This window comes from Myxococcus llanfairpwllgwyngyllgogerychwyrndrobwllllantysiliogogogochensis (assembly GCF_006636215.1).
Classification (GTDB): Bacteria; Myxococcota; Myxococcia; order Myxococcales; family Myxococcaceae; genus Myxococcus; species Myxococcus llanfairpwllgwyngyllgogerychwyrndrobwllllantysiliogogogochensis.
This window is the reverse complement of the sequence record NZ_VIFM01000864.1, coordinates 1-418: the sequence shown is the minus strand read 5'-3', so window position 1 is coordinate 418 and position 418 is coordinate 1. Positions and strand designations below refer to the sequence as shown.

Genomic DNA, 418 nt, shown 5'->3' with positions numbered 1-418 from the left:
GGTTTCGACGGTGAGGCCGAGATAGTTGCCAATATCGCCGCGGGTCATGGTCAGCCGGAACTCACGTGGTGAGAAGCCGCGCTGGGCGAAACGACGAGAAAGGTTATAGATAAACGCGGCCAGGCGCTCTTCGGCATTCTTTTTGGAAAGCAACAGGATCATATCCTGGTCGCCTTTAATCTCACCGCTCATCAGGCGCATCATCTGCTGACGCAGATTGGGCATTTTTCCGGAAAGATCGTCAAGAGTTTCGAAGGGGATCTCGCAGACCATTGAGGTTTCCAGCGCCTGCGCAAAGCTCGGGTGCAGACCGGTGCCGATGGCGTCAAAGCCCACCAGGTCGCCCGCCAGATGGAAGCCAGTGATCTGCTCATCACCTTGCTCGGTGATGGTATAGCTTTTGATGGTCCCGGAGCGA

General features: G+C 56.2%; 1 pseudogene. It reads right to left on the bottom strand.

Going from position 1 to position 418, the window contains the following annotated elements:
- Positions 1-418 (bottom strand): annotated as a pseudogene (gene fnr, locus FJV41_RS56120) (fumarate/nitrate reduction transcriptional regulator Fnr); the annotation flags it as partial.